Annotated in this window: 25 protein-coding genes and 1 pseudogene; 15 read left to right on the top strand and 11 right to left on the bottom strand. The window is 53.6% G+C overall.

All coding sequences use genetic code 11. The features are described from left to right. Window positions 1-24 precede the first annotated feature (24 nt). Entirely contained in the window at window positions 25-309 is a 285-nt protein-coding gene (locus ACK4IR_RS00520; RefSeq protein WP_409871176.1) for an RNA recognition motif domain-containing protein, read from the bottom strand. Between the two features lie 233 nt (window positions 310-542). Here ACK4IR_RS00520 and mnmA point away from each other — a divergent pair, with 233 nt between their 5' ends. The 8 genes from mnmA (at window position 543) to ACK4IR_RS00480 (ending at window position 8,524) form a co-directional block, all read left to right on the top strand. Then, window positions 543-1,652 (top strand): tRNA 2-thiouridine(34) synthase MnmA, encoded by a 1,110-nt coding sequence (gene mnmA, locus ACK4IR_RS00515; protein WP_409871173.1) that lies wholly within the window; start codon window positions 543-545, stop codon window positions 1,650-1,652. 24 nt (window positions 1,653-1,676) lie between these two features. Continuing rightward, complete coding sequence (locus ACK4IR_RS00510; RefSeq protein WP_409871171.1) at window positions 1,677-1,907, top strand: DNA-directed RNA polymerase subunit omega; 231 nt, start codon at window positions 1,677-1,679, stop codon at window positions 1,905-1,907. A 5-nt stretch (window positions 1,908-1,912) separates the two neighbouring features. Beyond that, the gene (locus tag ACK4IR_RS00505; RefSeq protein WP_409871168.1) at window positions 1,913-2,593 is read left to right on the top strand and encodes a hypothetical protein; all 681 of its coding nucleotides are present in this window, start codon (window positions 1,913-1,915) and stop codon (window positions 2,591-2,593) included. Between the two features lie 25 nt (window positions 2,594-2,618). Next, window positions 2,619-5,210 (top strand): TIGR03960 family B12-binding radical SAM protein, encoded by a 2,592-nt coding sequence (locus tag ACK4IR_RS00500; RefSeq protein ID WP_409871166.1) that lies wholly within the window; start codon window positions 2,619-2,621, stop codon window positions 5,208-5,210. Next, window positions 5,207-5,902 (top strand): N-acetylmannosamine-6-phosphate 2-epimerase, encoded by a 696-nt coding sequence (locus ACK4IR_RS00495; protein WP_409871163.1) that lies wholly within the window; start codon window positions 5,207-5,209, stop codon window positions 5,900-5,902. Before ACK4IR_RS00500 ends, ACK4IR_RS00495 begins: the two co-directional genes overlap by 4 nt. 119 nt (window positions 5,903-6,021) lie before the next feature. After that, the gene (locus ACK4IR_RS00490) at window positions 6,022-6,657 is read left to right on the top strand and encodes a peroxiredoxin (RefSeq protein WP_181494473.1); all 636 of its coding nucleotides are present in this window, start codon (window positions 6,022-6,024) and stop codon (window positions 6,655-6,657) included. Window positions 6,658-6,787: 130 nt separating this feature from the next. Beyond that, window positions 6,788-7,483: a DUF3153 domain-containing protein gene (locus tag ACK4IR_RS00485; RefSeq protein WP_409871160.1), complete on the top strand. Its 696-nt coding sequence runs from the start codon at window positions 6,788-6,790 to the stop codon at window positions 7,481-7,483. A gap of 6 nt (window positions 7,484-7,489) precedes the next feature. Further along, the gene (locus tag ACK4IR_RS00480) at window positions 7,490-8,524 is read left to right on the top strand and encodes an AI-2E family transporter (RefSeq protein ID WP_409871157.1); all 1,035 of its coding nucleotides are present in this window, start codon (window positions 7,490-7,492) and stop codon (window positions 8,522-8,524) included. Here ACK4IR_RS00480 and ACK4IR_RS00475 read toward each other — a convergent pair. From ACK4IR_RS00475 to ACK4IR_RS00440, 8 genes and pseudogenes are all read right to left on the bottom strand, one after another. After that, a complete protein-coding gene (locus ACK4IR_RS00475; RefSeq protein ID WP_409871154.1) occupies window positions 8,521-9,147 on the bottom strand; it encodes an EcsC family protein in 627 nt (208 codons plus the stop codon). The genes ACK4IR_RS00480 and ACK4IR_RS00475 overlap by 4 nt on opposite strands. A 22-nt stretch (window positions 9,148-9,169) precedes the next feature. Beyond that, the gene (locus tag ACK4IR_RS00470; protein WP_409871152.1) at window positions 9,170-9,520 is read right to left on the bottom strand and encodes a hypothetical protein; all 351 of its coding nucleotides are present in this window, start codon (window positions 9,518-9,520) and stop codon (window positions 9,170-9,172) included. Then, the gene (locus ACK4IR_RS00465) at window positions 9,507-10,382 is read right to left on the bottom strand and encodes a hypothetical protein (protein WP_409871149.1); all 876 of its coding nucleotides are present in this window, start codon (window positions 10,380-10,382) and stop codon (window positions 9,507-9,509) included. The genes ACK4IR_RS00470 and ACK4IR_RS00465 overlap by 14 nt, the downstream gene beginning before the upstream one ends. Window positions 10,383-10,471: 89 nt before the next feature. Next, window positions 10,472-11,779: an aminopeptidase P N-terminal domain-containing protein gene (locus ACK4IR_RS00460; RefSeq protein ID WP_409871146.1), complete on the bottom strand. Its 1,308-nt coding sequence runs from the start codon at window positions 11,777-11,779 to the stop codon at window positions 10,472-10,474. Between the two features lie 417 nt (window positions 11,780-12,196). After that, on the bottom strand, window positions 12,197-13,261 hold the full coding sequence (gene cobD, locus ACK4IR_RS00455) for a threonine-phosphate decarboxylase CobD (protein WP_409871143.1): 1,065 nt from the start codon (window positions 13,259-13,261) through the stop codon (window positions 12,197-12,199). Between the two features lie 5 nt (window positions 13,262-13,266). Next, window positions 13,267-13,593, bottom strand: coding sequence for an HU family DNA-binding protein (locus ACK4IR_RS00450; protein WP_409871140.1), 327 nt, complete (start codon window positions 13,591-13,593; stop codon window positions 13,267-13,269). 496 nt (window positions 13,594-14,089) lie between these two features. Next, entirely contained in the window at window positions 14,090-14,527 is a 438-nt protein-coding gene (locus ACK4IR_RS00445; RefSeq protein WP_409871137.1) for a transposase, read from the bottom strand. Window positions 14,528-14,586: 59 nt separating this feature from the next. Next, a pseudogene (locus ACK4IR_RS00440) lies at window positions 14,587-14,664 on the bottom strand (helix-turn-helix domain-containing protein); the annotation flags it as partial. A gap of 301 nt (window positions 14,665-14,965) precedes the next feature. Between ACK4IR_RS00440 and thrS the strand changes: the two are divergent. The 5 genes from thrS (at window position 14,966) to ACK4IR_RS00415 (ending at window position 18,262) form a co-directional block, all read left to right on the top strand. Then, on the top strand, window positions 14,966-16,783 hold the full coding sequence (gene thrS / locus ACK4IR_RS00435; RefSeq protein ID WP_409871135.1) for a threonine--tRNA ligase: 1,818 nt from the start codon (window positions 14,966-14,968) through the stop codon (window positions 16,781-16,783). A 117-nt stretch (window positions 16,784-16,900) separates the two neighbouring features. Next, complete coding sequence (locus ACK4IR_RS00430; RefSeq protein ID WP_409871132.1) at window positions 16,901-17,098, top strand: hypothetical protein; 198 nt, start codon at window positions 16,901-16,903, stop codon at window positions 17,096-17,098. Between the two features lie 27 nt (window positions 17,099-17,125). After that, window positions 17,126-17,278, top strand: coding sequence for a hypothetical protein (locus tag ACK4IR_RS00425; RefSeq protein ID WP_409871130.1), 153 nt, complete (start codon window positions 17,126-17,128; stop codon window positions 17,276-17,278). Between the two features lie 63 nt (window positions 17,279-17,341). Beyond that, a complete protein-coding gene (locus tag ACK4IR_RS00420) occupies window positions 17,342-17,956 on the top strand; it encodes a GNAT family N-acetyltransferase (protein ID WP_409871128.1) in 615 nt (204 codons plus the stop codon). A 39-nt stretch (window positions 17,957-17,995) separates the two neighbouring features. Beyond that, window positions 17,996-18,262, top strand: coding sequence for a DUF5340 domain-containing protein (locus ACK4IR_RS00415; protein WP_409871125.1), 267 nt, complete (start codon window positions 17,996-17,998; stop codon window positions 18,260-18,262). On the opposite strand, the gene menA is transcribed toward ACK4IR_RS00415, so the two are convergent. Both menA and ACK4IR_RS00405 read right to left on the bottom strand, forming a co-directional pair. Continuing rightward, entirely contained in the window at window positions 18,250-19,125 is an 876-nt protein-coding gene (gene menA, locus ACK4IR_RS00410) for a 2-carboxy-1,4-naphthoquinone phytyltransferase (protein WP_409871123.1), read from the bottom strand. The genes ACK4IR_RS00415 and menA overlap by 13 nt on opposite strands. Window positions 19,126-19,194: 69 nt before the next feature. Further along, a complete protein-coding gene (locus tag ACK4IR_RS00405) occupies window positions 19,195-19,578 on the bottom strand; it encodes a hypothetical protein (RefSeq protein WP_409871121.1) in 384 nt (127 codons plus the stop codon). 211 nt (window positions 19,579-19,789) lie between these two features. On the opposite strand from ACK4IR_RS00405, the gene ACK4IR_RS00400 reads away from it, so the two are divergent. Beyond that, a complete protein-coding gene (locus ACK4IR_RS00400) occupies window positions 19,790-20,815 on the top strand; it encodes a hypothetical protein (protein WP_409871119.1) in 1,026 nt (341 codons plus the stop codon). Between the two features lie 70 nt (window positions 20,816-20,885). Beyond that, window positions 20,886-23,033 (top strand): polyribonucleotide nucleotidyltransferase, encoded by a 2,148-nt coding sequence (locus ACK4IR_RS00395; protein WP_409871117.1) that lies wholly within the window; start codon window positions 20,886-20,888, stop codon window positions 23,031-23,033. Window positions 23,034-23,039 lie beyond the last annotated feature (6 nt).

The following is a 23,039-nucleotide window of genomic DNA, read 5'->3' as shown; positions in this document are numbered from 1 at the left end:
CTCCTAGAGGGGGAGTTGAGGGAGTTAGCGATTACGGGAATAACGATTGTTGCTACCGCCCATGGCTTCACGGGGGCGTGCCTTGTTGACCTTGAGTTGCCGTCCCATCCATTCGGCACCGTCGAGATCGGCGATCGCCGCCTCTTCTTCAGCATCCGTGGACATTTCCACAAAACCAAAGCCCCGCTTACGGCCTGTTTCCCGATCCACCGGTAAATAGACTTGTTTGACAGAACCGTACTCGGCAAAAACGGCCTCTAGATCCTCTTGGGTGGCCGTGTAGGAAAGGTTGCCGACATAAATAGACATAATCTAATCTGCTCCAAAGCAAAAATTGAACCATGCGTTGACGTTGACTTCGGAGAGACGACTGTCATGTAACCAACCTTCCCTAAAACCGAACTCAAGAATCGCTCTACTTAAAAACTCAAGCGGCGATTACTCGCCAACCTTGCCTTCTGATTATAGCCGATTGCGAGAGCCTGCGTTGCGAAAGTAGGGATGCTACCCTAAAAGAGGTAGATTTTTTGTGAATCTTAACAATGTCCGATTTACCGGCGGTTGTTGTGGGTCTGTCCGGCGGCGTGGATAGTTCTGTCGCCATTGCCAGCCTTAAAGCTCAAGGGTACCCTGTTGTGGGTCTGACGCTGTGGCTGATGAAGGGTAAGGGGCAATGTTGTTCTGAAGGGCTGGTGGATGCGGCGCGTCTTTGTGAGGAGCTGGGCGTGCCCCACCACATTGTGGACAGCCGCGACATTTTCGAGAAGTACATTGTCAACTATTTGGTCAGTGGCTATGCCGGTGGCATCACACCGCTGCCCTGCTCCCAATGCAACCGCTTGGTGAAGTTTGGGCCGATGCTGACCTATAGTCGTGAGCAGCTGGGGATTGAATACATTGCTACGGGGCACTATGCCCAAGTGAAGTACAATCCCGCCAGCGATCGCTATGAACTGTGGCGGGCAGTGGATCGTCATAAGGATCAAAGCTACTTTCTCTACGACTTGCCCCAAGAGATTCTCGCCCATGTGCTGTTTCCCCTGGGTCGGCAAACCAAGGCTGAGACCCGTGCCCTTGCCGCGCAGTATGGCCTGCATACGGCGAGTAAACCGGAAAGCCAAGATCTTTGCCTAATTGAAGCCCATGGTTCCATGCGCCAATTCTTGGATCAGTATCTGCCCGGCCGGCAAGGGGAGATTGTGGATGTCCATGGACGGGTGCTGGGGTACCATCAGGGGATTCACCACTACACGATTGGCCAGCGCAAGGGGCTGGGGATTGCGGCACCCGAACCCCTCTACGTAGTCGCTTTGGATCGGGAACACAATCGGGTTATTGTTGGCGATCGCGCCACCGCTGTTCGTCGTGAGTGCACAGTGGCACGGGTGAACTGGGTCTCGATTCCACCGCCAACTGAACCGATCACGGCAACGGTACAAATTCGCTATCGGACGCCCCCTGTACCGGTGACCATTACTCCCGACCCCAGCTCGGAGCAGGTAAAATTGGAGTTTGCTGAACCGCAATTTGGGGTCACGCCAGGGCAAGCGGCGGTGTGGTATGCGGGCGATCGCCTCCTAGGCGGTGGAATTATCCAACCCTTTAGCGCACCTACCCCAGAGCCTCTAGAAATGATGGCCGCACAGGTTTAAGAACGTTTAAGGAAAGGACTCACCATGCAAAAGCGCCTTCATTACTCGTCTTTGGAGATTAATCGTCGGGCTGAACAACTGATCAACCACTCCGACAGTCGCTACCGGATTACGGTGCAAATTGCCAACCGGGCTAAACAGCGGCGAGGGCTAGAGGCTAGTGAAGATCTTGATGATCTACCCCTGAAGCCGGTGACCCGTGCCATTGTCGAAATGTCCGATGAAATTGCCCAACCGGAGTTACTGGCAGATTAGGAGCCATGGGGAGACGACGGAGGTGGACTTTCTTGGGCTGGGTGACGTGGGGCTGCTTGCTGGCACTCCTGTGGCTGCCCCTGAGCAGTGCTTGGAACGGGGGGCGATCGCAATCTGACCCCAACGTGCCCGATGCCACCGCTCAAATTCTGATTAACCCTCGCTTGGTGGCAGAGACCCTCTATCCCAAATTGCCCGGCTTCCCCAAGGAAAATCACTACATTCGCCAAGAAAACCGTCAGCCCGCGCCGGAGAGTACGCTCCTAGAGCGATTCATCGTCTATCACACCACCGTGAAGGGGCGATCGCCCCTCTACCGCTTTGACTGGAAAATTTCCCTTGCTGACTATTTGGGGCTGAATGAATTCCTGCGGGAAGAAACCTATCCGGGACGTTCCTACCTCACCGTCAACCCACTGGAAGGGGATATTGCTGCTATTCGCCAACTCAATCGTCAACAACGGGATGCCTTAGTGAGCACACTGGCCACCTTCTACGCCCAGCAAGCGGGGTTACCCACTACCACCCCCCAGCGTCCCCAACCCCAGACAACACTGCCAGAACCGACACCGAGACCCACACCCGTACTTCCCCCGCTTCCCCAACCCGGCAGTGCTGGTCTTTTGGCACCCTCTGAACCCCCACGCCCGATGCCCAGCGGGGAATCCCGCTTTTTACTGCCCTAGATGTTTGCAATTGGGTAAATGAGTCATGGCTGTTCCGATTACTGAGTTGCTCACCCCTGAAATCCTCAAACCCGCTCGCTATTTGGGAAATGAGCGGGGTGCGGTGCATAAACCGTGGCAGGCGGCAACAGTGCGCTGGGTACTCAGTTATCCGGAAATCTATGAGGTGGGCGCCTCTAACTTGGGACATATTATTCTCTACAACATTCTTAATGCCGTCCCCGATCAACTCTGCGATCGCGCCTACCTACCGGCAGCGGATTTAGCCGCCAAACTGCGAGCCACTCAAACCCCCCTCTTTGCGGTGGAGTCCCGCCGTCCCCTCCAAGAATTCGACCTAGTGGGCTTTAGTCTCAGCTATGAGTTGGGGGCCACCAACATTCTAGAAATGCTGGATTTGGCGGGCTTGCCCCTAACGTGGCGGGAGCGACAACAGGCTCCCCTAAAGGAGATTCCCCTGATCTTTGCCGGCGGTCAAACAGCCACCTCCAACCCCGAACCCTATGCCGATTTCTTCGACTTTTTTGCCCTAGGGGATGGGGAAGAACTCTTGCCCGAAATTGGTCTGGTGGTGGCCGAAGGCAAACGCGCCGGCTTGCGTCGGCAGGATCTGTTGCTGGATTTGGCCCAGGTGCCGGGGGTCTATGTACCCCAGTTTTACGATCGCCAGCCCGATGGCTCGGTGAAACCCAATCGCCCCGATGTGCCCGAGCGAATTTTGCGGCGGGTGGCCACCCCCATGCCCCACTATGCCATTGGTTTGGTGCCCTATGTGGCAACCGTGCACGATCGCCTGACGGTGGAAATTCGGCGGGGCTGTACCCGCGGCTGTCGCTTTTGCCAACCGGGAATGCTGACCCGTCCGGCTCGTGATGTTGCTCCCGATGAGGTGATTGCGGCGATTGAAACCGGCATGCGCGCCACGGGCTACAACGAGTTTTCCCTGCTGTCCTTGAGTTGCTCCGATTACTTAGCACTGCCTGCGGTAGGGGTGGAAATCAAAAACCGCCTGCAAAACGAGAACATTTCCCTTTCCCTGCCCAGCCAGCGGGTGGATCGCTTTGATGAGAACATTGCCCACATTGTGGGGGGCACTCGCCAAGGGGGACTCACCTTTGCGCCGGAGGCGGGAACGCAGCGGCTGCGGGACATCATCAACAAAGGTCTGACCAATGAGGAATTGCTGCGGGGCATTAAAACTGCCTACGAGCAGGGCTGGGATAAGGTCAAGCTCTACTTTATGATTGGCCTGCCGGGAGAAACCGATGCCGATGTGTTGGGCATTGCCGAAACCATTCGTTGGCTGCGTCGAGAGTGCCACCTCAAGGGGCGCAAACCCCTGAGTTTTAACCTGACCATCTCCAACTTTACCCCCAAGCCCCATACCCCCTTCCAGTGGCATGCGGTGTCCACCGCCGAGTTTTTGCGCAAACAGGAGTTGCTCAAGGCCGAATTCCGCACGATTAAGGGGGTGAAGGCCAATTTTACCGATGTGCGCATCTCGGCCATGGAGGACTTTGTCGGTCGGGGCGATCGCCAACTGGGGTCTGTGATCCGCCGCGCCTGGGAATTGGGGGCACGGGAAGATTCCTGGTGGGAAAGCCTAGATCGCGCCTATGCCGCTTGGACGCAGGCCATCCAAGAAGCCGGTCTGGACTGGAAATACCGCCAACTGGAAGCCGGGGAGTGGAATGTCTTTAGCGGCGACAGTCACAACCTCGATGCTCCCCTCCCTTGGGATCACATTGATACCGGCATTAGCAAAACGTGGCTGAAGGAAGACCTCCGCCGGGCTTTAGAGGCGGTCGTTGTTCCCGATTGTTCCTTTGACGGTTGCTCCCACTGTGGGGTGTGTGGCATTGACTTTGGCCACAATGTGGTCGTGCCGCCGCCGCCGATTCCCCCCATTCAAGGGCAGCCCCATCCTCCTCAAGAACGGGTGCAGCGTCTGCGCCTCACCTTTGGCAAAACGGGGGAGATGACGCTCCTGAGCCACTTGGATCTGCTGCGGCTCTTTGAGCGGGCGGTGCGCCGTGCTCACTTGCCCATTGCCTTTACGGGGGGATTTCATCCTTCACCGCGCATTTCCACCGCCAGCGCCTTGCCCCTTGGGGTGACCAGTTATGGCGAAATTGTTGATCTGGAGTTTTACCGCGAGGTGGAGCCGCCAACGGTGCTAGCCCAACTGCGGCAGCAACTACCGACGGAAATTCCCCTCTACACCTGTGAGGTGGTGCCCCTGACGGAGCCTGCGGCCAGTGAAGCCCTGCGGGCGGCCACCTATGAGCTACTCATCCATCCCCCTGAGCCGGTGGAGCGGGAGACTTGGGAACAGTGGTTAGACAGTTTGCGAGCCACGCCTGAAATTCTCTATGAGCTAACCACCAAGTCAGGCAAAACCCAAGTCGTGAATTTGCGCGATCGCCTGCTGGAGATTCACCTGAGTGAGCACCAAGACCGGTGGCCGGCGCTCAAGGTAACCTACACCGGTGTCTGTCGCAACGATGGCACATTCCTACGGCCAGAGCATGTCCTTTACCTCCTAGAGAAAGTAAGTGGTTTGTCCTTAGAATTGGGGGCGATCGTCCGCCAGAAATTGCATCTTGAAACCCCATGAACCTGGCAGCGCAAATTCGCGGCGGCCTGATTGTCTCCTGCCAAGCCCTGCCGGATTCCCCCCTCGCAGCTCCAGAAATCATCGCCGCTATGGCCAAGGCAGCGGTTTTGCGGGGAGCGGTTGCCGTGCGCATTAACACCCCCACCCATATTCAGGCGGTGCGCCAAGCGGTAAATGTGCCCATCATTGGCCTCTGGAAGCAGGTTTTGCCGGAGTACCCCGTGTATATTACGCCTCGCTTTGCCGATGCGGTAGCCGTTGCGGCCGCCGGTGCCGATGTCATTGCCCTCGATGCCACGGCGCGATCGCGCCCCGAACCCCTGCCGGACTTGATTCGGCGAATCCACGAGGAACTAGGCAAACCCGTGATGGCTGATATTGACTCCTTGGAAAGTGCGGAAGCGGCAGTTGCTGCCGGTGCCGATTGGGTGGGCACCACTCTCTTTGGTTATACCGAAACGACGGCAGATACCCCACCCCCCAGTTGGTCGCTTCTAAGTCAGCTTGTCGAACATCTCAATGTCCCCATCCTCTGTGAAGGCGGGATTGCCAGTCCAACAATGGCTGCAAAAGCCTTGAATTTGGGAGCTTGGGCAGTGGTCGTGGGCACGGATATTACGGGCATTGACCTCAAGGTGCAGCAGTATGTCCAGACTCTGGAGGCAACTACGATTGAAAATTCTCAACCCTAAATCCTATCCAATTCTATCGGTTTGTATATTTTCCTCTATATTCCGACCGATAAACGAGAGTTTGTGGCAAGATAGAATCCGTAGCTAAAAATACATCGTTAGCCTAGGAGCCACCATCTATGAGCCTAAAACTTGGGGATGTCGTACCCAACTTTACCCAAGCCTCCTCCATGGGAGAAATTAACTTCTACGAGTGGGCAGGGGATAGCTGGGTTGTCCTGTTCTCCCACCCAGCGGATTACACCCCCGTTTGTACGACAGAACTGGGTGAAGTGGCGCGGTTACGTCCAGAGTTTGAGAAGCGCAATGTCAAAACCTTGGCCTTGAGTGTGGATAGTGTGGAGTCCCACCTCGGCTGGATCAAAGACATTGAAGAAGTCAACAATGTTAAGGTGGATTACCCGATTTTGGCAGACGAAGATAAAAAGGTCTCCAACCTCTACGACATGATCCACCCCAACTCCCTCAACAATCTGACGGTGCGCACGGTCTTTATCATTGACCCCCAAAAACGCCTGCGCTTGACCTTGACTTATCCTGCGAGCACGGGGCGTAACTTTGCCGAGATTCTGCGGGTGATTGATTCGCTGCAACTGACGGACAACTACAGCGTGGCTACGCCGGTTAACTGGCAAGAGGGTCAAGACTGCGTGATTGTGCCCTCCCTCAGCGATGAAGAGGCGAAGCAGAAGTTTCCCAAGGGCTTCAATGCCGTTAAGCCCTATCTGCGCTTGACACCTCAACCCAACAAATAGCCTAGCCTAGATTAGCCTAGACAAGTAATAGCAACACCCTGAGTAGTTCGGGGTGTTTTTTTGTGCCTCGGCAGCATCCCAAGATAGGATAATCTTGCATAGCAAAACCAAGGAAAGGAATAGAGGCGGCATGCAGCGTTGGATCGTTTGGCTCTTGATACCCCTTGTGGTCTGTTTGAGTGGATGCGTTCAGGCGGATATGGTCATCCAGCATCAGGGACAAACGGGGGGAAGCCTAACCTACACGCTGACGCTGCCCCAACCCGATTTGCCTCTTACAGAGCAGGTGATTCAGCAGGCGCGCCGCTTGGGGGGGAAAGTCAAGGAACAGGATAAGACCCATCTTCAGGTGATGATTCCCTTTGACACCAGCCAGAAATTGGCTACCGTCCTCAATCGTATTGGTGGCGTTCCCTATCTGCCCCAAATCACTGCCAAGGCAGATATTTTCGACCAGAATTTTTTGCTCTTTGTGCGGGAGCGCTTTCGCTATGCCATTGATCTGCGGCCTTTGGGGATTGAGTCCCGTGATCAAACCATTCTGGTGGCACCACAGTCGCTCTTGAACTTCCAGCTTGCCCTAGAAACCCCTTGGGGTGCGCGTCCCGTTGGGCGCCCAGCGGCTGCTGCTGATACGGTGGTGAACCCAAATGTTCAGCGGGGGGGCGATCGCCTGACTTGGACGTTAATGCCCGGCTATGTCAATCACCTAGAGGCGGCCTATTGGTATCCGAGTCCCTTGGGCTGGGGCACACTGGCCATTGTGGGCTTGCTGGTGCTGGGCAATTGGTTACACACTCGCCTGCCGAGGAGTCATTCAACCTAGATTTCCATGAGATGGTACAGCCCTCCAGGAAGCTGGCAACGCTATCTTGCCTATTTAATAGCAGGGCCTCTGATTGTCCTGAACCTCTGGGTGGCGGAGCAGGTTTATCTCTATTTTGAATACCCCATTAATATCCTTGTCATTGCTGCTATCTTGGCTTTTTTGCTGAATCAAGTGGTGATTCGCCTCTGTGCGCGGGGTCTGCGACGACGGCAGGCGATCGCCCTTGTATTGCTAATTACTCTCTTGGTCGTCAGTGTCTTAATCCTGTTACTGCTCCCCCTTGCCCTTCAACAGGCGGAAGAACTTTTGAATCAACTGCCAGAGTTGGCAGATACCAGCAATCAAAATTTGCGCCATTTGGATCAACTCCTGCGCCGCTACCGCTTTCCTGTGGGGGTGAATGACTTGATGGAAGAGCTGACGATCCAGCTCAAAGGGATTGCAGCCCTGTTGCCCGGTGTTGCCATTACAACCCTAACCAAATTTGTGGATGGGCTACTCGTGCTGATCCTAACGGTGTATATGCTCTTTTATGGCAGTGAGATTTGGCGTGGGCTAATGAAACTGGTGCCCAAGCCTTGGCGACAGGTAGTGGATGATTCCCTGCGGCTAAATATTCGCAGCTTTTTTTCAGCGCAGCTTTTTTTGGGGCTATTTATGTTTCTTGCCCTAATTCCCTTTATGATGGCCTTCAATGTCAATTTTGGCTTTCTCTTTGCCCTGATCATTGGTGTTGCTCAGCTTATCCCTGTGGTGGGGGCGACCTTGGGCATTGGTTTAGTGACCCTCTTCATCCTCTTTCAGGATGTGTGGCTGGCTTTGAATATTTGCGTGATTGCTGTGGTCTTGCAGCAAATTAAGGACAATGTGCTCACCCCGAAGTTACTGGGGGACTTGATGGGACTCAATCCCCTCTGGCAGTTTATTGCGCTGCTCATTGGCGGACGGGTAGCGGGTTTCTTGGGAATTTTGCTGGCCATTCCCCTCGCTGCAACACTGAAAACCGTCCTAGCGTCTGAGCCTGTCAAAGACACCTAACTGACGGTGGCCGATCGCAGAGCCTTGATCACTTGACACACGCTATGGCCGCAAGCGTTCATCATGAAGGCATTGACGGAACCACCAATCACCCCTCCAAGGAGAGGAACGGCTTTGGCAGGAAGGAGGAGAGTTTTACTGGAGCTCTTACTGAAAATCTGTGCGAGTAAATTTTTTAGACCATGCTGCGCAGGCTTTTGGACAAAGTTTTGAACAGCATACGATGTAAGGCCATGACCCAAGTACGTTGCCAGCTCTGCAGCACCGACCCCAACGGCAGCGGCAACAGCGGCCATGCGCATATCTCTATCTCTTAAGTCGAAGCCGTGGATGGTGAAGAGTGCTGCTGCCAACTTAATTTGGGCGTGGTGGAAGTGAGCAAAGTCAAGGGGTAGCCCGGCCCAGCCCATGGCACCCGTGGCTGCACCAACGCCAACAGACCAGAGGGTAGATTCATAGATAGCGTGGTTGGCCATGCGATCGCGATCATCCCCCCAGTTAGGATCCTGAAGAAAGGTTTTTCCCCATTCTTCCCCATCACTGAGAGCCTCGGCAATTACCTTAGCCAGCCCAAACGGGAGTTCTGGAAGTTCCGCAAGAACGTCATATTGCTCTTCACGCATAGGTTTGAAAAGGCACTCAACGTTAACGAGAAGACAATGTTAGGGTTGCTGTTTTTGAATTGGGGCGTATGGCTAAGCCCAAGTGAACTAAAGCTGTTTCTACCGCATTGGCGCGATCGGCGAGCATCTGCCAACTGTTGGCTCGTACCCCGTAGCGCTCGCGAAAATAGACTTGGGCTGCCCGAAACCCACCAAAGGTTTTCTTAAGGCGCGCCTCAGTCCACGGTTGGGCTGTCAGCACGATGGGTGGGGGAGCAGCGTTTTCTAAGGTTTGGGCTTTTTCCATCAACAGGTTACCGGCGATCGCCAACAACTCCCCATAGTTGCGACGAGAGGCGCCAATTGCCTTTTCTAAGTCCTCAATTAGTCCCATCTGCCTCGGACTCCAAGAGTCGGTTGTGGAAATCGCTGCCCTCTAAATTCGCTTCTAGAATACTACTCATTTGGTTGAGGAAGCGTTGAATTGGTCGACGCCATCGAGCAGGTAACTGCTGTAAGGCTGCTTGACACTGACGGAGGAGCGACTGCAACATCTTCAGCCGATCAAGGACATCCTCCAACATTTTTTCAGTAGCCAACTGCCGCCGAACATTCCTCACAATCTGCGACTGTTGAGCAGCAATGCGCTCTTTCTCTTCCAGAAATTGCACCTGACGTTGCAACTGCTGTACTTGGTTCTGCAAATCTGCATTTTGATTTTCTAGATTTGACAACAGCTCCAGCGCAGCTTCCTCTGATAGGTTCTTTTTGTTTTCTAATTGGCTGACTTCTTCTTCAAGGGTTTCTACCCGCTCCTGTAATTGTTGATTGTGTCTCTGGTAGGTCTTTAGCTCCTCCTTGAGCTGATAAAGCTCTTGGCGGGGGATAAACTTGTGACCGTTGGCCTCAAGGAAGTAAAAGCTGACTGCTTCAATACACTCAGTCTGAGCGGCCTCTAGTTCCTGCAAAACCGGCAAGGCCAATTGCTTCAAGGTGTCATGAAGAGTCTTCTTAGATAAAGTGTCACCATCCCCGTGCCCTGCTAGCTGCACTTTTAAGGAGCCACGCACTGCTTTTGTCGGATGCTTTCCTCCCCCCACAATAATTTTCCAGCCCCACCGGCGGGCAATTTTCTTCAGTTCTCGTTTAGTAAGGCTGCCCCGCTGTTCCTCGAGCTGAGCCTGAATTTCATCAATTTGTGATTGCAAGTCGGCCAACCGGCGAATCAGATCAGGAGAGTGGAGGGACATCTTCATAGTCATACTTCCGATTGCGCATGGTTCTATACATTCATCCATTCGTGAATTGGTGAATATGCAGGCCACCCCAATAATTTTCCAGAAAATTATTTCGGAACCGCCGCCGTCAGGACTTCGTGTCCCTCCGCCGTCACCAGCACATCGTCTTCAATGCGTACCCCAATGCCGCGCCAGCGATCGCCAATCTCAGGCTGACCCTCAGCGGGAGTGGTCTCAGGGTGAATATAAATCCCCGGCTCCACCGTCAGCACTTGACCCGATTGCAGCGTGACCCATGTGTCTTTGTTGTGCTTGTAAAGACCGACATCATGGACATCCAGCCCCAGCCAGTGACCGGTGCCGTGCATAAAGAAGGTGCGATATTTCTGGGTGTTGTTCTCTTTGCCCTCGTTTATCAATGTGTCAATGTCGCCGCGCAGCAAACCTAGGTCAACCAGTCCCTCAACAATGACGCGCACCGCCGCATCGTGGATTTGATTGTAGGTATTCCCCGGTCGCACTTGTTCAATGGCCGCTTTTTGAGCCGCAAGGACAATCTCGTAGATCGCCTTTTGCTCGCCGCTGAACTGGCCACTGACGGGGAAGGTGCGGGTAATATCGGCGTTGTAATAGCGATAGGCACAGCCGGCGTCAATCAGCAGTAGGTCTCCTGCCGCCATTTGGCGCTGGTTGGCGGTGTAGTGCAGCACACAGGCATTCGGTCCGGAGGCGACAATCGAGGGGTAGGCTGGGCCATCCCCTCCCCGCAGGCGAAACAGGTGCTCGATCTCTGCTTGAATTTCATATTCCCAGCGGCCGGGGGCGGCCACTTCGCGGGCACGCTGATGGGCTTCCACCGTGATGGCGATCGCCTGACGGATCAAAGCCAGCTCGGCTGGCGATTTAATTTGTCGCATCGGTGCCAAAAGAATACTCGGGTCGGCAATAGCGCGTGGACCGGTGCCCCGTTTTGGCAGTGTTGCCAGCAGCTGCTGATAGTGCTTGAGAATGATTCGATTAAAGCGCTCGTTGTGACCAAAGTGATAGTACAGCGGATCCCCTGTCTCTAGATAGCGCGGCAGGTGCTGCTCTAGCTCACCGATGGGATACACCGCATCTGCCCCTAGGTGTTCTTTAGCTGCCTCTACCCCAAGACGTGCGCCCGTCCAAATCTCTTGACCGAGATCCTTGGGCTGCACAAAGAGGACATAACGATGCTCCCCGTGGTTGGGGGCAAAAACGGCAACGGCCTCCGGCTCATTAAAGCCGGTGAGATAGTAAAAATTACTGTCTTGGCGAAAGTTGTAGTCCACATCATTGTGCATAACGACGCGCGGGGCACTACAGAAAACAGCGACTCCCGTGCCCAATTTTTCTAAAAACTGCTGCTGCCGTTGCCGGTACTCCGCTTTCATTGCAACCTAAAAGGGGGTCAGCCAAGGGCGACCCTTCGGAAAATGGTTTGGTGGGGGCGGAGGGACTTGAACCCTCACGACTTGTTTAAGGTCAACGGATTTTCATCCTCCTGCCGCTTTCGCGACCACCCTTTGGGTGTTGAGGATTGGACTCTCCCTTTACCCGCGTAGAGGATCTACGGTAGGGTAGCTCCCGTCGAGTCTCTGCACCTTCCGTTTCCTTGAGGTTGGGAAACGGCTTGGCTCAGGATTGCCATATCTGTCCACCGACAGACGTAGGTTCCCCTGAATTTGAGAGCATTCACTTAATAGATTTCTCTACTAAGGCTCAATTGCTTAAGTCCGCAGCGTCTACCATTCCGCCACGCCCCCTTAAGTACCGCTACTATATCACCTTGGCTTGGGGGGATGCAATTCCTACTGGCGTTGGTAATAAGCCCGCAACCCCTCAAGAAGCCGCTGATTTTCGCCGTCACGGCGCACGGCTACCCGAAAGTAGGCAGCACCCAACTCAGGAAAACTGCAACAATCGCGAATCAAGATCCGATGCTGCCGAAGGAGATAGGTTTGCAGGGGCAAAATGGAATCTGTGGCTTGGATGAGTAAAAAATTCGCCTTGCTCTCGGTCACCACCTTCAGTTCGGGTACAGCCTTTAGAGCTGCTGCAAAGGCATGGCGGGCGGGCGGTAACCATGCCCAAGTTCGTTCCTGAAAGGGGCGATCGCCCAATGCGGTGACCCCGGCGATGATGGCCAAACTGTTGACACTCCAAGGATCTCGCCACGATCGCCAGCGTTGCCAACGCTCCGGCGCAGAAACGCCATATCCTAGGCGCAAACCGGCCAAACTATAGAACTTTGTCAGCGATCGCAGGACAATCAAATTGGGGTAATGAGGCACAACGTCGATCAGGGATTCACTAGCTGAGGGGGGCAAAAAGTCCATAAAGGCCTCATCCACCACCACTAGGGCACCCGTTTCGAGCAAGGGTTGAAGCTGATGCCGCGACCAGAGGTGGCCACTGGGGTTATGGGGATTATTGATCAGGATGGCATCCTTAGGTGTGAGGAAAGGGGCGATCGCCCCAAAGCCTGTTTGCACCTGTCCTAGGGGAATGAGCACAATGGGGCAGGCAAAAGCTGTTAGCGCCCGCCGGTAGTCGGCAAAGGCAGGGGTAATCAGATAAACCTGCCGGCGATCGCCACACTCGCGACCCACCCACGTCAATAACTCGGCCGCCCCATTGCCCACCAAAAAGTAATCCAGCGGTAGTTGATGCAGGGCGGCAAGGGCATCCACCAAGGGATGGCAATCGGGATCGGGATAGTCACGAATCGTGGGCAGTACAGCTTTGAGGGCAGCAATTACCGAGTCGGAAGGCCCCCAAGGATTGAGACTGGCAGAAAAATCCAAAATCTCATGGGGAGTACAGCCGGCGATCGCTGCCGCCCAAACTAAATTGCCACCGTGGCGGGGAGGCATTCAGGCTATTTTTTCTTACCCTTGGCAGCCGGTTCAGGAGCTGCAACAGGAGCGACTTTTTCTTTAAAGAGTTTCCCTGCTGAAAAGGCGGGTACCCTTGTTGCCGGAATTTGCATCTTTTCTTTAGTTTTTGGGTTCCGCCCTTCCCGAGCCTTGCGCTCCCGCGGTTCAAAGGCACCAAAGCCTACAAGGGTCACTTTTTCTCCCTTAGCCACAGCCTCCATGATTTCCTCGACGGTGGCCGAGATAATCGCCTCGACTTGCTTTTTGGTAACGTTGTTGGTGCTATGGGCACGACTAAACACAGCATCCACAAGTTCAGCTTTATTCATGGGGATAACTCCACAGAAACAGTAAAGATTGTTGATTGAGTAACAAATGGGTGAAAGGCACGAAACCCTTGCCTCTGCTTGCTTTCAAGCCTCATTCTAGAATAGACAAACCCCAACTGGAACCCTGAAACCTTTAAGATATGTGGTTTTCAGGCACTTTTATCCGTTAGAAATCCCTCAAACCCTTGATTCATAAGACTTTTGGCCTACTCTATCCTCTTTGTAGCGATGGTTTGGGGCAGCGGCAGTTGTTAGAAAAATTAACAAATCACGGCGTTCAAAGGTCTGAATATCGCCTCAGAGAGCAAAAAAGCCCCATGCATCAGACAATGGGGCATTCACAAATTTCATGAATTTTAATGTATGAAGTTCACACCCGCTGCTGAGGCGAGGTGGTGATGTCAATGCTAATACCAATTCAATTTGAAGATAGGGCTAATAGGGGCTGAGTAATGAACGACCAACCCATTAGAAACTGAATGACCTGCGCCGTCATCTATGACAATACATCTTGTAGCTTCTGCCGCAGCGCGTCGAGCGTCTCAAAGAACTGCCATGCCAATGCCGCTCGCAGATGCTGCCACAACTGCTCAATGGGATTCACCTCAGGGGTGTCAGGGGGTTGAAACACAGGGATAACATTCGGTGGCCACGTCATCCTCTGGGCACGATGCGCCGCCGCTTGATCCATCTGCACTACGAGCATTGCATCAGGATACCGTGCTGCCAACGCTTCAATGAAGTCCTGAAAAGCTCGACTATTGAGCTGCTCACAGATTTTTTTCAAGTCTTCTGGTGTCCCTTGCGCCTGCTGTTTCCGATCCACCGTGGCATAAGCCACCTCAAACGGGTGTTCCTGTCGCAGCCACTGCACAATCGCTTGATATCTATCAAACCTGTTGGGGTCTTGCAAGCGCTCCTGCAACTGTGCCATCGCGGCTGGGGGGATGATGCGTGCTGTACCGGGGGTGTCTTGATCGCCAATAGCTGCTTGAGTCCCCCTTGGCGATAGGCGTTGAGCCAGCGCGTAATGGTGGATTCGCTGCGATGGAGCAACTGGGCAATTTGTGGGCGGCTGTGAACTAGTGAAAGCCTTTCTTCTGGAAGCGTGGGTCTGTGCCGTTTCTTCGGGTGGTGCGTCCCTACATGTTCTCAGACAGTACATTGAGAATCAGGGCTACGATGATTAATTTATTGGCAACTCCGCTTCGCTTCATTGCCGTGCTTTAACCCCCACCTGTTGCGCGAGGATGGGGCAGTGCAGGCTAAATTTGTTCAAAAAATCAGCTTCCAAGCACCACCCTTGAGGGCGGGAGAATGTCACAATAGAACTCTAGCCTTCATTAAAGATTTGTTAGATACCTTACACCCTATGCCAGAGTCTGCTGCTGCCCCTATCCACCTCCCCAAAACCAGTGAGTCGGAGCGGCTAAAGTGTATTCGCCATACGACCTCCCACATCTTGGCCATGGCGGTTCAAAAGCTTTTTCCCAAGGCACAGGTGACGATCGGCCCTTGGATTGAGTATGGCTTTTACTACGATTTTGACCATCCCGAACCGTTTACCGAAAAAGACCTCAGGCTGATTGAGAAGGAGATGATCAAGATCATCAAGCGCAAGCTGCCGGTGATCCGTGAGGAGGTGACCCGCGAAGAAGCCGAGCGCCGCATCCGCGAACTGGGAGAACCCTACAAGCTGGAAATTCTCCAAGACCTCGAAGAGCCAATTACGATTTACCACTTGGGGGATGAGTGGTGGGATCTCTGTGCCGGACCTCATGTGGAAAATACCGGCGACATCAATCCCAAGGCGATCGCCCTTGAGAGTGTGGCTGGTGCCTACTGGCGGGGCGATGAAACCAAGCCCCAACTTCAACGCATCTATGGCACGGCCTGGGAAACCCCGGAGCAGTTGGCAGAATATAAACGCCGCAAAGAGGAAGCCCTGCGGCGGGATCACCGCAAACTGGGTAAGCAGCTGGGACTGTTTCTGTTTTCAGACTGTGTTGGTCCCGGTCTACCCCTTTGGACTCCCAAGGGCACCGTGCTCCGTTTTACCCTCGAAGAGTTTTTGCGCAAGGAGCAACTGAAGCGGGGATATTTGCCGGTGGTCACGCCCCATATTGCCCGTGTTGATCTGTTCAAAACCTCCGGCCATTGGCAAAAGTACAAAGACGACATGTTTCCCCTGATGGCCGAAGATGCCGAGGCCGCAGCCCACGAGCAGGGATTTGTCCTCAAGCCAATGAACTGCCCCTTTCATATCCAGATTTACAAAAGCGAGCTTCGCTCCTACCGTGACTTGCCCCTGCGCTTGGCGGAGTTTGGTACCGTCTATCGCTACGAGCAATCGGGGGAGTTGGGGGGCTTAACGCGGGTGCGCGGCTTTACGGTGGATGACTCCCACCTTTTTGTGACGCCGGAGCAGTTGGATACCGAGTTTCTGAATGTGGTTGACCTGATCCTTGCCGTCTTTCGCTGTCTACGTCTGAATAAATTTAAGGCACGGCTCAGCTTCCGCGATCCCAAATCTGATAAGTACATTGGCTCCGATGAAGCGTGGGCAAAGGCCGAGTCGGCAATTCAGCGGGCGGTGGAGCAGTTGGGCATGGACTACTTTTTGGGGATTGGCGAGGCAGCCTTCTATGGCCCAAAACTTGACTTTATCTTTGAGGATGCCCTCGGTCGGGAGTGGCAGTTGGGAACGGTTCAGGTGGACTACAATTTGCCGCAGCGCTTTGACTTGGAATACGTGGCCGAGGACAACACCCGTCGCCAACCGGTGATGATTCACCGTGCTCCCTTTGGCTCGCTAGAGCGGCTCATCGGTATTCTCATCGAGGAATATGGCGGTGATTTCCCCTTCTGGCTGGCGCCGGAGCAAGTGCGCCTGTTGCCGGTGGGAGATGAGCAACGTCCCTATGCTGAGAAAGTAGCTGCTCAACTGCAAGCACACAGCCTACGGGTGAGCGTGGACACCGGTGGCGATCGCCTCGGCAAACAGATTCGCAACGCCGAAACGCAGAAAATTCCCGTAATGGGTATTATCGGTGCTAAGGAAGTCGAAAGCGAAACTGTGAGTATCCGCACCCGTGCAGCGGGAGATGTCGGCACCTTCCCTGTCAAGGAACTCATTGAAAAACTCGCCGCAGCCATGAATGCGATGGATACGGATATCCAGTGGCAATAGTTGATAACTGATCTACAATCTCAAAACGGAAGGGAGGTTGACCCCGCCACTATAATTTGTCAAAATTAGTGGCAAGTGGTACTTGCGATCGCTCTAACGAATTCTCTAGCAAACGTAATGACTGAGAAGGCTATTTCAGCGACAACGGTTTTGCAGCAACTACAGTGGCGCTATGCCACCAAAAAATTTGACCCTGATCGCAAAACTTCTGCTGGAGAAGTAATCCCCCTTGAGAGCGTCGCTCTTGAGACTTCGATGAAGCAGGAAGTGAGCAGCAAATCTAAACAATGGAGTCTATTTGACTTGACTGGATAGATTTGTATAAGTCTTACAGAGCGGTTTTTGCCCAAAGAATATGATCGTATTCTCGATCTACCCGCCCAAGGTTATTATGCAGTTGTTCTGTGTGCAGCGGGCTATCGTGCGACTGATGATGCCTATGCCACCCTACCCAAGGTGCGCTATCCCCTAGAGGCGGTTGTCGAAGTGCGCTAAAGTTTCCGAATGAACCCCGTTGGACATAGGCTAAGCTAAAAATAGCTCGGTACAAACGTTTGTATGTCTTTGCACACCGATGATCCCATTGACCACAATTTAGTTGATTTAGAAATTGTTCCCGCCAAAGAAGAAGAGCGTCCTGAACCCACCAATATTATTATTCGCGAGATGGGCATTGATGACATTGCCCCCGTGTTTCACCTTGGCGAGGAACTCTTCACCAGTGATCTGTATCCCTCCCTCTATCGCATCTGGGATGAATGGGAGGTCATTGGTTTTTACAATACTGACCCAGAATACTGTCTTGTAGCCGAAGCCGATTCACAAGTGGCAGGGTTTATTTTGGGCACGATTATTAGCAAAGCTCCTTGGGTCTATGGCTACATTAACTGGCTGGGAGTACATCCGCAGTATCAACGGCGGGGCATTGCCGACAAGCTCGTGGATAAGCTCATCGAACGGATGATTGAAGAGGGGGCACGGTTTATGCTGGTGGACACCGACCCTGCTAATACCGCCGCGGTGAAGTTCTTTACCCGTAAGGGTTTTGGCAATCCCCGGCGGCATGTCTTTTTTTCGTTAAACTTAACCAAGCACGAAATCTATGGCCGGTTGATTGCCTACGAGCGCGATCGCTCCGAGCGGTTGACCTATCGGCGTCCCCGTCGCCGTTAGAAAACTCAAATTAGTTGTTCCTTGGAGGTGTCTGCCCCAGTGACTCTTTCCCCTGCCCCCTCCGGAGAGGTTCCTGTTCCTGCCCACATTCATTACGAGCTACTACTGCAAATTTTGGAACAGGCCTCCTTACCCGCCCTCCCCCCCAACTCCAGTGGCTATCAACAGCTCCACAGTGCGGTTATTCATCTGCGCAAAGCCCTACGACTGCAAAAGCAGTTTGAGGAGGAATGGCAATTCGGCGGCGGCAGTGTCGAGTACCAGTGGTCGCTGAATCGCGATCGCCCCCCATCTCAAAGCAAATAGCCCAGTCCCAAGAGCAAGCTACTCCAAAAGTGCAGTTGCACAGCAATAAATTTCGAGTTCTTGATCTGCTCAGGCGCACTGTGAAACTGCACCATCCGCTGGCACAGATAAATCGCCCAAGGCAGCGAAATCCAAGCTAGCAGCGTTGGCCACGGCAGGATTCCCCATGCGACACTGGCTAGCAACACACCATAAAAGAGACCACAGGCAGCATAAACCAGTTGGGCACTGCGAGCCGTCCCGAGGCGCACAACCGGCGAACGTTTGCCGGCCGCTAGATCATCGGCCACTTGGTGAAAGTGGGAGCAAAAGAGAATCAGCGTTGTGGTGAGACCATTGAGGATAGCCACCGGCCAGATACTGGGGCTAAAGGCTTGCACTTGGCTATAGTAGGCCGCAGCGATCGCCAATGGGCCAAAGCAGATAAAACAAATCGGCTCCCCCAGTCCTAAATAGCCCAAGCGAAAGGGCGGGCCTTGATAGCTATAGCCTAGGGCACAGCAGAGCAATACCAACCCTAAAACCGTTGCGTCCTGTTGCAGCCAACTAATGGCCACAATCCCCAGTAGCCCCAAGAGTAAGCAGACATTGCTCAGCCAAAAGATCAGTTGCTTTTTGCCCGTGAGGTTGACCACGGAATGGTACTTGTGGCGATCGATCCCCGTTTCGGCATCAAACACATCATTACTCAAATTCAACCAGACCAAAATCAACACGGCAGCTATGAGAAACAGACTAAAAGGCCACCAGTGCACCTTTCCCGTCTCGGCGATCGCCACTGCTGTGCCCAACCAAATGGGCATCACTGCCACACTGTACATGGGAAGTTTAATCGCCGCCCACCACAAACGGGAGCGATCCATTGATTCTGATGATTCTGACGGACTGGCCATCTCGCTTATCTTTGAGTCACCTTCGTCAGCATATCATTGCTACTCCTGCCCATAGATGGCTTGTTTTGCTGCCCAAATGGCTTGCCGCAACGTTGGATTATTCAGCTTATAACTATAGATGCCCAAGTCCCGCGCTAAGGCCACCAGTTGTGGGCGAGTCAGCCGCTCTAGCTCCGCGATTGTCAGTGTTTCGATAGTTAGTTGAGGCGGACACAGTCGGCGTTCAAGGGTTGCCACTTGCTGTTCTAGGGCACGCAGTCGCTGCAAAACCGTGGGACAGGCAATCTCCACCGGCTGAAGAGATTGTTGCAAAATTTTACGAATTGCTTCACTCAGGGAACTGCATCCCTGCTGCACTTGCCAGCGTTGGAGTTGGTTATAGAGTTCGGCATCCAAACGAAGTGTGATCTTTTTGTAGGACATGCCTGAAGTTCTAAAAAAAAACCGACAAACTTACTTGCAGTCTGTCGGCTCGTTGTGTGTTCCCTGTTGATGACTCGGATAGTACTGAGTCATTATTTAGTATTACCTATCCCACGTTAGAATGACTGTGACGATGATCACAAATGAGTGCCTTTGCTATTGAGTTTCCTTAAAGTGCTTAGAATCTGTTATTAGAATTTTTGAACTATTTATGCCCTCTGTCTTAGACGGTACCATCATCCTACCAGAAAAAAAACTCAGTACTGCTCTGCGGCGCCGTTTGCTGCATGTGAATGGGATAGGTAGCGATGCCGCCAAGCAACTGCGGGATTTGAATCGCCTTGCCGAACTCACGGTGAGTCATCCCTTAGAAATTCGTGGCATTCATAATCAGAGCCATGGCTTTCAAGCGGATCTCTTAGAAAGTTTCCTTGGTAAAGCAGAACTCTACCGTTTTTGGCCCCAGACACCAGCCCCAGACCCTAGCAAAGATCGTCGCTATGAGTATGCCAAACTCCTCGGCCAACTGGTGAGCAAAGATCTTGCCGATGATGCCGATATTCTAGCGATCGCTCAACCTAGCCAACTGCAACAGCGCCCCCTCGATATCAATAGTGCCGCTGACATAACAAAACTCCTTGATTTATCGTTCCTGCAAAAATTGGGCTGGGGGGATTTTGCCCAATATCTCTACGGTACGTTTCCAGCCGGTGCGCCGCGTCCCACCCTACGCTTGGCCTATGAAATCGTCAAGGGGTTGCAAGCGGGGACTGAATTGTACCTCGTCGCCCATAGCCAAGGGTTAATTATCACGGCTCTTGCCTGTCATATTGTCCGCCAATTGCTGCTGCCGCAAACAAGATGGATGGAGACCGTTCATCTCATCGGCTATGGGCCGGCCATTTTCTTTGCTGATTTACCACCAGAGCTACAACCACGAACTATCCTAATCCAACACCGTCAAGATGTGGTGGCCGAAACCCTGAGCAATCTCCGCAATGTGGATCTGTGGACGAACTTGCAAACCCAGATGGAAAAAGCCCTTCACTACGCCGATGATCTGCTGAAAGTTCTCGGTCAAGATAGCCACCACTCTGCCAGTTTCTATTTGGGGTTACAGGACAGCGCCAGCAGCCGGCGATCGGCAGAACTGATACAAACTTTACTCACACAAAGCTGGACAGCCACCCCGAGTCTTGTCGTCCTTAGGGGCACACGGCTCATCCTTGAACTTTAGCGGATGAGTGGCAGAAGCGGCTATTCTAGTAGAGAGAAAGAAATACGAAGAAGGACAAAATAGAACGCCAATGAAGGGTCTAGAAAAAATTATCCCCCTAGATGGACGGGATATTAAGGTAGTCTTGCAAAAATTTGCCCCCCAAGCTGCTGGCTCCATTCTCATTAGTTCGGGGGAAACGGCTGTACTGGTCACTGCCAATCGCGCCGCCCCGCGTGAAGGCATTGATTTTTTACCGCTGGTGGTGGATTACGAAGAGCGTCTCTATGCCGCTGGGCGGATTCCAGGGGGTTTTTTACGGCGTGAGGGTCGCCCCCCCGAAAAAGCCATTCTCATTGGTCGCCTCATTGATCGACCGCTGCGCCCCCTCTTTCCCCAATGGTTGCGGGATGATCTCCAAGTAGTGGCAACGACGGTCTCCCTCGATGAAAATGTTCCCCCGGATGTGTTGGCGGTAACGGGAGCCTCCATCGCCGTTCTCTTGGCTCAAATTCCCTTCAATGGTCCGATGGCAGCGGTGCGGGTCGGACTGGTGGGCGATGAGTTTATTATCAACCCCACCTACAAAGAGATCGAGCGCGGTGGGTTAGATCTCGTTGTGGCGGGATCTCCCGATGGGGTGGTGATGGTGGAAGCCGGTGCCAATGAACTGCCCGAAGCTGACATGATTGAGGCCATTGACTTTGCCTATGAGGTGATCCAAGACCTGATTCAAGCGCAGCGGGATCTCCTTAAGGAACTGGGCATTGAAATCGTCCACGCCGAACCGCCAGCGATCGACCCCACGTTGGAAAACTTCATCTACGATCGCGCCGTTGAACCCGTTAAAGCTATTCTCAAACGCTTTGAAAAGGACAAAAATGTCCGTGATGCTGCTCTCGATGAGGTGCAAGGGGCGATCGCCCAAGAAATTGCTGCTTTGCCTGAGGATCATCCAGTAGCCGTGGCGGCAGCGGCAAACCCCAAAGCCCTGCCCACCCTCTTTAAGTCCGTTACGAAAAAACTCATGCGGCAGCAAATTATTGAAGAAGGGGTACGAGTGGATGGCCGCCGTCTCAATGAAGTGCGCCCGATTTGGTGTGAGGTGGGGGTTTTGCCGGAGCGGGTTCACGGCAGTGCCCTCTTTAATCGCGGCTTGACACAGGTGATGTCCGTAACCACCCTCGGTTCTCCTGCCGATGCCCAAGCTCTCGATGATCTACATCCTGAGGACAGCAAGCGGTATCTGCACCACTACAACTTTCCCCCCTACTCTGTGGGCGAAGTCCGCCCCTTGCGCTCGCCGGGACGGCGCGAGATTGGCCATGGTGCCCTTGCCGAGCGTGCCCTTGAACCCGTCCTTCCCCCCAAAGAGGAATTTCCCTACGTGATTCGGGTGGTGTCAGAGGTGCTCTCTTCCGATGGCTCCACGTCCATGGGATCCGTCTGTGGTTCCACTCTCTCTTTGATGGATGCGGGGGTACCCATCCGCAAGCCCGTCAGTGGTGCCGCCATGGGGTTGATCAAGGAGGGTAATGAGGTGCGCATCCTCACCGACATTCAGGGGATTGAGGACTTCCTTGGCGACATGGACTTCAAGGTGGCTGGCACCGATAGCGGCATCACCGCCCTGCAAATGGACATGAAAATTACCGGCTTGCCCATTGCCGTGATCAAACAGGCGATCGAGCAGGCGCGTCCGGCACGGCTGCATATCTTAGAGAAAATGCTGGCAGTGCTCGATAAACCGCGTCCGCAACTGCCACCGAGTGCCCCACGGCTACTGACGTTGCAAATTTCCCCCGATATGATTGGCCTTGTCATTGGTCCGGGGGGCAAAACCGTGCGCGGTATCTCCGAGCAATACAATGTCAAGGTGGACATTAGCGAAGAGGGTCTGGTTACTATCACTGCCCCCAATGAAACCAATGCGAAGCAGGCACGAGCCGCCATTGAGGGTCTAACGCGAAAGCTCAACGCCGGTGATGTCTATCTGGGCAAGGTGACGCGGATTATTCCCATCGGTGCGTTTGTCGAGTTTCTCCCTGGCAAGGAGGGGATGATCCACATTTCCCAGTTGGCGGAGTATCGCGTCGGCAAAGTCGAGGATGAAGTGAAAATTGGCGATGAAATTGTCGTCAAAATCCGTGAAGTGGACAGCAAAGGCCGCATTAACCTCACCCGCCTTGGCATTCATCCCGACGAGGCTGAAGCCGCCCGCAGTAGCTCCATTGTCTAGCCCATT

Source organism: Thermosynechococcus sp., assembly GCF_046299635.1.
Taxonomy (GTDB): Bacteria; Cyanobacteriota; Cyanobacteriia; order Thermosynechococcales; family Thermosynechococcaceae; genus Thermosynechococcus.
Note: the sequence above shows the minus strand (reverse complement) of the source record. Positions and strands in the feature narration are given on the sequence as shown.

Bases quoted from the DNA above. Each gene is read 5' to 3' on its own strand.
- ACK4IR_RS00500 (WP_409871166.1), top strand. From the start codon at position 2,619: ATGGCTGTTCCGATTACTGAGTTGCTCACCCCTGAAATCCTCAAACCC.
- ACK4IR_RS00405 (WP_409871121.1), bottom strand. From the start codon at position 19,578: ATGTCCTACAAAAAGATCACACTTCGTTTGGATGCCGAACTCTATAAC.
- ACK4IR_RS00475 (WP_409871154.1), bottom strand. From the start codon at position 9,147: ATGCGTGAAGAGCAATATGACGTTCTTGCGGAACTTCCAGAACTCCCG.
- cobD (WP_409871143.1), bottom strand. From the start codon at position 13,261: ATGCCTCCCCGCCACGGTGGCAATTTAGTTTGGGCGGCAGCGATCGCC.
- ACK4IR_RS00395 (WP_409871117.1), top strand. From the start codon at position 20,886: ATGAAGGGTCTAGAAAAAATTATCCCCCTAGATGGACGGGATATTAAG.
- ACK4IR_RS00495 (WP_409871163.1), top strand. From the start codon at position 5,207: ATGAACCTGGCAGCGCAAATTCGCGGCGGCCTGATTGTCTCCTGCCAA.
- ACK4IR_RS00485 (WP_409871160.1), top strand. From the start codon at position 6,788: ATGCAGCGTTGGATCGTTTGGCTCTTGATACCCCTTGTGGTCTGTTTG.
- ACK4IR_RS00490 (WP_181494473.1), top strand. From the start codon at position 6,022: ATGAGCCTAAAACTTGGGGATGTCGTACCCAACTTTACCCAAGCCTCC.
- ACK4IR_RS00520 (WP_409871176.1), bottom strand. From the start codon at position 309: ATGTCTATTTATGTCGGCAACCTTTCCTACACGGCCACCCAAGAGGAT.
- ACK4IR_RS00510 (WP_409871171.1), top strand. From the start codon at position 1,677: ATGCAAAAGCGCCTTCATTACTCGTCTTTGGAGATTAATCGTCGGGCT.
- ACK4IR_RS00450 (WP_409871140.1), bottom strand. From the start codon at position 13,593: ATGAATAAAGCTGAACTTGTGGATGCTGTGTTTAGTCGTGCCCATAGC.
- ACK4IR_RS00420 (WP_409871128.1), top strand. From the start codon at position 17,342: ATGTCTTTGCACACCGATGATCCCATTGACCACAATTTAGTTGATTTA.
- ACK4IR_RS00505 (WP_409871168.1), top strand. From the start codon at position 1,913: ATGGGGAGACGACGGAGGTGGACTTTCTTGGGCTGGGTGACGTGGGGC.
- menA (WP_409871123.1), bottom strand. From the start codon at position 19,125: ATGGATCGCTCCCGTTTGTGGTGGGCGGCGATTAAACTTCCCATGTAC.
- ACK4IR_RS00480 (WP_409871157.1), top strand. From the start codon at position 7,490: ATGAGATGGTACAGCCCTCCAGGAAGCTGGCAACGCTATCTTGCCTAT.
- mnmA (WP_409871173.1), top strand. From the start codon at position 543: ATGTCCGATTTACCGGCGGTTGTTGTGGGTCTGTCCGGCGGCGTGGAT.
- ACK4IR_RS00460 (WP_409871146.1), bottom strand. From the start codon at position 11,779: ATGAAAGCGGAGTACCGGCAACGGCAGCAGCAGTTTTTAGAAAAATTG.
- ACK4IR_RS00445 (WP_409871137.1), bottom strand. From the start codon at position 14,527: ATGGCACAGTTGCAGGAGCGCTTGCAAGACCCCAACAGGTTTGATAGA.
- ACK4IR_RS00430 (WP_409871132.1), top strand. From the start codon at position 16,901: ATGACTGAGAAGGCTATTTCAGCGACAACGGTTTTGCAGCAACTACAG.
- thrS (WP_409871135.1), top strand. From the start codon at position 14,966: ATGCCAGAGTCTGCTGCTGCCCCTATCCACCTCCCCAAAACCAGTGAG.
- ACK4IR_RS00400 (WP_409871119.1), top strand. From the start codon at position 19,790: ATGCCCTCTGTCTTAGACGGTACCATCATCCTACCAGAAAAAAAACTC.
- ACK4IR_RS00465 (WP_409871149.1), bottom strand. From the start codon at position 10,382: ATGAAGATGTCCCTCCACTCTCCTGATCTGATTCGCCGGTTGGCCGAC.
- ACK4IR_RS00470 (WP_409871152.1), bottom strand. From the start codon at position 9,520: ATGGGACTAATTGAGGACTTAGAAAAGGCAATTGGCGCCTCTCGTCGC.